The organism is Candidatus Desulfatibia sp., assembly GCF_036446775.1.
Lineage (GTDB): Bacteria > Desulfobacterota > Desulfobacteria > Desulfobacterales > UBA11574 > Desulfatibia_A.
Genome location: NZ_JAZFTO010000129.1, coordinates 1 through 6,060, shown reverse-complemented (window position 1 = coordinate 6,060; position 6,060 = coordinate 1). Strand labels below are relative to the sequence as shown.

Sequence of the window (6,060 nt, the reverse complement as noted above, 5' to 3'; positions counted from 1 at the left end):
GTAGCCCGGGCCGTTTTTACCAATCCCGCCCGAAAAAAGACCATAATTTTTCTAAGCCAAATCATATTATTTTATTGATATATTATCAATGACCATACAAAATAAGCCAATAACATATAAATCCTACCATATCTTGTGTTTATTCAATAAAAACATACTTCACCTTGTGTTTTTGCTTTACAATTACAAAACTTCCTGCTACTGATAGTATGGTTAAGGTAAAAATGAAAAAAAGGTTCTACACCACAACAGGAGATTTTCTTGTATGAAAATAAAAAAACTGGAAATAAACGGATTTAAGTCCTTTTACGAAAAAGCCAGCATTGAATTTCCTCCTGGTATTTCGGCCGTCGTAGGTCCAAATGGCTGCGGCAAGAGTAATATTGTCGATGCTCTCAGATGGGTGATGGGGGAACAGAGTGTTAAGCAGCTTCGTGGAAAATCTATGGAAGACGTAATATTTGCCGGTACTAACGGTAAACACCCCTTAAACATGGCAGAGGTCTCCTTAATCCTTTCCAATGACAACGGCACCGCCCCTGAAGAGCTCAAAGATTTTACCGAAATCATGCTTACCCGACGCCTCTACCGGTCCGGTGAAAGTGCCTATTTCATTAATAAACAGCCCTGCCGTCTAAAAGATATTCACAACATCTTTATGGGCAGCGGTTTAGGATCTAAGTCATATGCCGTGGTACAACAGGGCAACATTGGTACAATTACAGATGCCGGGCCGGAAGAAAGACGATTTATCGTCGAAGAAGCTGCCGGAATCACAAGGTATAAGGCACGTAAAAACGAAGCGCTCCGCAAAGTCGACTCTACCAATCAAAATCTTTTGCGAGTAAACGATATAATTTTTGAAGTAAAGCGGCAGATGGCCGGTCTTAAACGTCAGGCCCGCAAAGCCGAACGTTACAAAAGGTATCAGGATCGCATCAGAGAACTCGACATCGGCCTTGCCCTGCACTATTACGATGACTACACGCACAAAATAAATGAAACCGATACATTATTAAAAGATCGTAGGGATACGGATCTCGGGCATACCTCGCAACTTAAAAAACTTGACGCAGCGCTGGAAGAGATCAAGTTGCGGCGCTCACAAAAAGATCAGGAAATTTCAGAGCAAAAGTCTAAAAGATTTGAGACTCAGCGAAATATGGACCGCCTTGAGAATGATCTGGCTCACCTTCATAAAGACATAGAGAGGCTCAGCCATGAAATAGCCGGGCTTGAATCTGCCCACCAAGACTTTGAAAAAAAGGACCGGAATATTACCGCCGAAATCTCCCAGGTTGCAGACCTGAATACCGGCATTAAAGCCCGGATCGAAAAGGAAACTAAGGTCCTCGATCAACAGCAGTCGTTTGAGCAAAAAATTAAAGATCAATTATCAGTTCTGCATCAAGACCTTGAAACTTCAAAAACAAAAGTTATGGATCTGGCGACCCAGGAAGCTCGGCACAAAAATATCTACCAGAACGCCACCAATAACAAAGAAAGCCTAACAAAACGCCTTAAACAAACTGATGCCGAAGAAATCAAAACCGCTCAAGAAGTCACACAGCTTGAGCATAAAGTGTCTCAAACCGAAAAAGTGTTTCAGGCACACCACGCCAAAATAGACGATCTGACCCGGCAGATTGCCGATATTAAGAAGCAACTGGAAGAGAAGAGCGGTTTGTTAGGCAAGCAGGTGAAGCACGTTCAGACCCTGGATCTGGAAGGCAACCAAGCCAAATCGACTTATACCACTTTAAAGAAAATGGAAGACAACTTTGAATGGTACAAGGACGGTGTCCGGGCCGTAATGAAAAAAGCAGGCCGGGAAGAAGGCAAGAAATCGACAGATAAAACCAGCGGCCCTGAAAATGACGGTATTTTAGGGCTGATGGCTGATATTCTCGAACCGGAACCTTCCTATGAAACCGCTGTGGAAGCAGTACTTGGGGAATCATTGCAATACATACTTGTCGAGGATCAAACAACAGGAATCGGCTCCATCAACTATCTGCAAACAACCCGAGCCGGACGCAGCGGTTTTATTCCGGTTTCTTCTGTTAAAAACTTTGAATTGGAGCCCCAAAAAAAGTCCGATTCTCAAAAAAAGCTGTTGGATTATGTATCTGTTAAACCAGGGTTTGAAAAAATCGCCCAAGCCCTCCTGGCACATGTTGTTGTTGCCGATGATATGCAAGAAGCCCTAAAAATATATAACAACAACGGCCGCATGCAGACTATTGTTACTATAGACGGCGATATTCTTTCACATCAAGGCATTATGATCGGAGGCAGCCAGGACAACCTGTCAGGTATTCTGGCAAAAAAGCAGGAACTGAAACGCATTGACCGTTGCATCAAAAAATTAATTCCTAAACTGGAATCAGCACGTAGCGATCAAAAAGAACTGGAATCCAAAGTCCGCACCGTTGAAAGCAAACTGCAGCAGCTCATTGAACAAAAAAATAAAGTGCTCCAACTCGAAATCGAAGCGGAAAAGGATCTTTATAAAGCTAACGAAGACTTAAAACACTCCCGCCGCCATCTTGAAATCGTACATTTGGAACAGCAGCGCCTTCTGGGAGAAAAAAATGATATTGATGAAGAAATAACTACACACAACCAGGCACTAACTGATATCGAAAACGCCGTTCAAACAGCCCAGAGCAAGGTCACAGAAAAATTAGACCAGATCAGTTCTTTATCATCGGAGCTTGATGATTTTAATCATAGCATCGTAGACCTTAGACTCAATTTAACAGCTTTAAACGCCAAGCTGGAAAACAGCAACAATGCTTTAAGACGACTTAAAGAATTCCAAAATGACGGATTAAAACAGATCGAACAGCTTGCAATCGAAATTGTCCGAAAAAAACAAAAAAAGACCGATTCAAAACAAAAAATTGTAGATTTTGAACAGACCCTTGCCGGTATGTATGATGATTTGCAACGTCTGGAGGAAGCTCTACAGCGCAATGAGGCTGACTACACGTCCATTGATGCCAAGATGCAGGATAATGACAGTACTATTTCCACGATACAGACCAAACGTGAAAAAATACTGCATAAGATCCGCATGCTTGAGCTTGAGCAATCCCAGCAACATCTTCAACGCAAAAATATTGCCGATCGTCTGCAAGCCACATACCACACTGCGATTGCCGCCCTTCAATCAGAATTTGGTTCTGCCGCGGAAAACATGGAGATGGCCCCGGATGAAATGGATAACGAGCTTGACCTTTACAGAAAAAGGATCGCCAGAATAGACGATGTCAATCTCGGTGCCATCAAGGAGCATGAACAACTAAAAGAACGTTATGACTTTCTGTGCGAGCAACATGAAGATCTTGAGCAGGCTGTGGAAGATCTCCATAAAGTTATCAAAAAGATAAACAAGATTACCCAGGAACGATTTCTTAAAACGTTTGATGCCATAAACCAAAAGTTGAACGAAGTTTTCCCCCTTCTTTTTGAGGGCGGCTCAGCCAAACTCATCCTTACTGAACCGGATGAACTTCTTGATACCGGCGTAGAGTTTATGGTCCATCCGCAGGGGAAAAAGCTGACCAGAATGAGTCTGTTGTCCGGAGGCGAAAAAGCGCTCGCTGCCATCGCTTTGATCTTTTCCATATTTTTAATTAAGCCCGCCGCTTTCTGTCTAATGGATGAAATTGACGCGACCCTTGACGAAGCCAATATTTTTCGATTTAATGATCTGCTGAAAATCATCGGGAAAAAATCTCAAATCATTATGGTAACGCACAATAAAAGAACTATGGAATTTGCCGACACACTTTTCGGCATTACCATGGAAAATAAAGGCGTTTCCAAGATTGTTTCCGTAGATTTTGAACGCCGAGAAGGATAAACCGGCCTCCGGCTCGTAGAGCCTACGCCTCGGAGAGAAAGAATAGCCACAAAGGCACCAGGTTTACTTAAAAGATGAACATCGAACATCCAACATCGAATGGTGAATAAAAAAACTAATGTTGAACATCGAATGATGAATAAAAAAAACGAATGAAATTAAATTGCAGAGCAAAGCGACATCATTATTCGATGTTCAACGTTGGACGTTCGATGTTCAGTCTGTTGGACGTTCAGTCTGTTGGACGTAACTGCTCAATAACCTCGGGAAAAAGGGCTTCAGGGTTAAGCGTTTCGCGCTTTTTTCCTTAGCCATTGATTCCATTGGGTTAATACCATGGGTGGATCAACCCCTGAACCGTGAACCTTTCTTTTAACCCTGAACCCCTGAACCTCTCCGAGGCGTAGGATCGTGCCTCTACGAGCCGGAGGCCTGAACCGTGAACCTTGAACTCCTTACAAAAGAGCCTAAAGAATCAAAAGGTTTTTTTAAACGCCTGAAAACCGGCCTTTCCAAGACCCGCCAACTGCTTACAACCGACATTGACGAACTTTTCTCAAACAAGCGCAAAATCGATGACGATCTTCTGGAAGAACTTGAAGAGTTGCTGATAACATCGGATATCGGCGTCCAGACCGCCATGGATCTCATCCAAAGCATTTCAAAAAGGTCTGCAAGCATTTCTGATGCCGGTCAACTCAAAGACGCTCTGAAAGAAAAGATACTCGCGCTGCTCGGCACCAAAACGCCACCGCCGGCACCACTGGCTGCCAAGCCCCATGTTATCATGGTGATCGGCGTCAACGGAGTCGGCAAAACAACTACTATCGGCAAGCTGGCGGCCAAATTTGCAGTATCGCAGAAGAAGGTTCTCATCGCGGCCGCCGACACTTTTCGGGCGGCAGCCGTCGAACAGCTTGTGATATGGGCTGATAGGGCCGGGGTGGATATTGTCAAGCACAAAGATAAGGCCGATCCCGCCGCCGTGGCCTATGACGCCATTGAAGCAGCCGTGGCCCGGGGGGCTGACATTGTCATCGTTGACACTGCCGGCCGCCTTCACACCAGCGTAAACCTGATGGAGGAACTCAAAAAAATCAAACGGACCATCGCCAAAAAGCTCCCGGACGCACCCCATGAAATTTTGCTGGTTCTCGATGCCACAACCGGCCAAAACGCGCTGTCCCAGGCTAAAATGTTCAACGATGTCCTCGGCGTTACCGCAATTGCCCTTGCCAAACTCGACGGAACCGCCAAAGGAGGAATCGTTGTCGGTATATGCAATGCACTTGAAATCCCATTAAAATATGTCGGCATTGGAGAAAAAATTGAAGATCTGCAGGAATTTGATCCTGAACTGTTTGTAGATGCTCTGTTTTAAGGCCACGGAAAGAGCAAATTAAATTCCAAATAACAATTATCAAATATCAAACAAATAACAATGACCAAAAGGGGAAATCCCAAATAACAAATTACAAATATCAAATAAATTCCAATGACCGAAAAAACAAATAACAAACAAAAGAATAAAAAAATAGTTTTAGCCCTTGTTTGGAATTTGAGACTTAGAATTTGTGATTTATTTGAAATTTGGTGCTTGTGATTTGTTATTTATTTGTAATTTGGTGCTTGGAATTTGTGATTTTAGACATAAAACTCCAAGGCAGAGCCAAATATCGCTGACCTGGCTCTCAGAGCAGGGCAAAAAGGGCCATTTATGGATGGACACTACTTAGTATTCTTTGGGGGTACTATTAAGCTGGGAAAGCGTAAACACCGGGCCGTCTTTGCATACGAATTCTTGACCGATATTACATCGTCCACACATGCCGATACCGCATTTCATACGGTTTTCAAGAGACATGATGATCTGATCATGGCTGTAACCAAGCTTGTCCAGCACCGGCTGGGTAAACTTTATCATGATGGGAGGCCCGCAGATGATCGCGTAAGTATCTTCATCAGCGTTAGGTGCTTTCTGTTCTGTAATCGTGGGCACAAACCCGATGTTATATTTCCAGTCCGGATCATCTGTGGCATCCACCGTAATATGCACATTAATATCATCGCGGGCTTCCCAGGCAGCCAGTTCATCTTTATAAAGCAGCATACCGGGTGTCCGGGCGCCGTATATCACGTGGATGTCCTTAAACTTGGATCGATTGGCCGGATCCAGCATATACACGATG

2 protein-coding genes and 1 pseudogene are annotated in these 6,060 nt (G+C 43.8%); 2 read left to right on the top strand and 1 reads right to left on the bottom strand.

Annotated features, from left to right (window positions below; all coding sequences use genetic code 11):
• The first annotated feature begins 265 nt into the window (after positions 1–265).
• Together smc and ftsY are read left to right on the top strand one after the other, a co-directional pair.
• Positions 266–3,871, top strand: a complete 3,606-nt coding sequence (gene smc, locus V3S16_RS06305; protein WP_413883822.1) for a chromosome segregation protein SMC — start codon at positions 266–268, stop codon at positions 3,869–3,871.
• A gap of 439 nt (positions 3,872–4,310) precedes the next feature.
• Positions 4,311–5,252: a signal recognition particle-docking protein FtsY gene (gene ftsY / locus V3S16_RS06300; protein WP_413883821.1), complete on the top strand. Its 942-nt coding sequence runs from the start codon at positions 4,311–4,313 to the stop codon at positions 5,250–5,252.
• A 351-nt stretch (positions 5,253–5,603) separates the two neighbouring features.
• Here the strand turns inward: ftsY and V3S16_RS06295 are convergent.
• Positions 5,604–6,060, bottom strand: a pseudogene (locus tag V3S16_RS06295) (heterodisulfide reductase subunit F); the annotation flags it as partial.

Coding starts and splice junctions, on each gene's coding strand:
- smc (WP_413883822.1), top strand. CDS start 266: ATGAAAATAAAAAAACTGGAAATAAACGGATTTAAGTCCTTTTACGAA.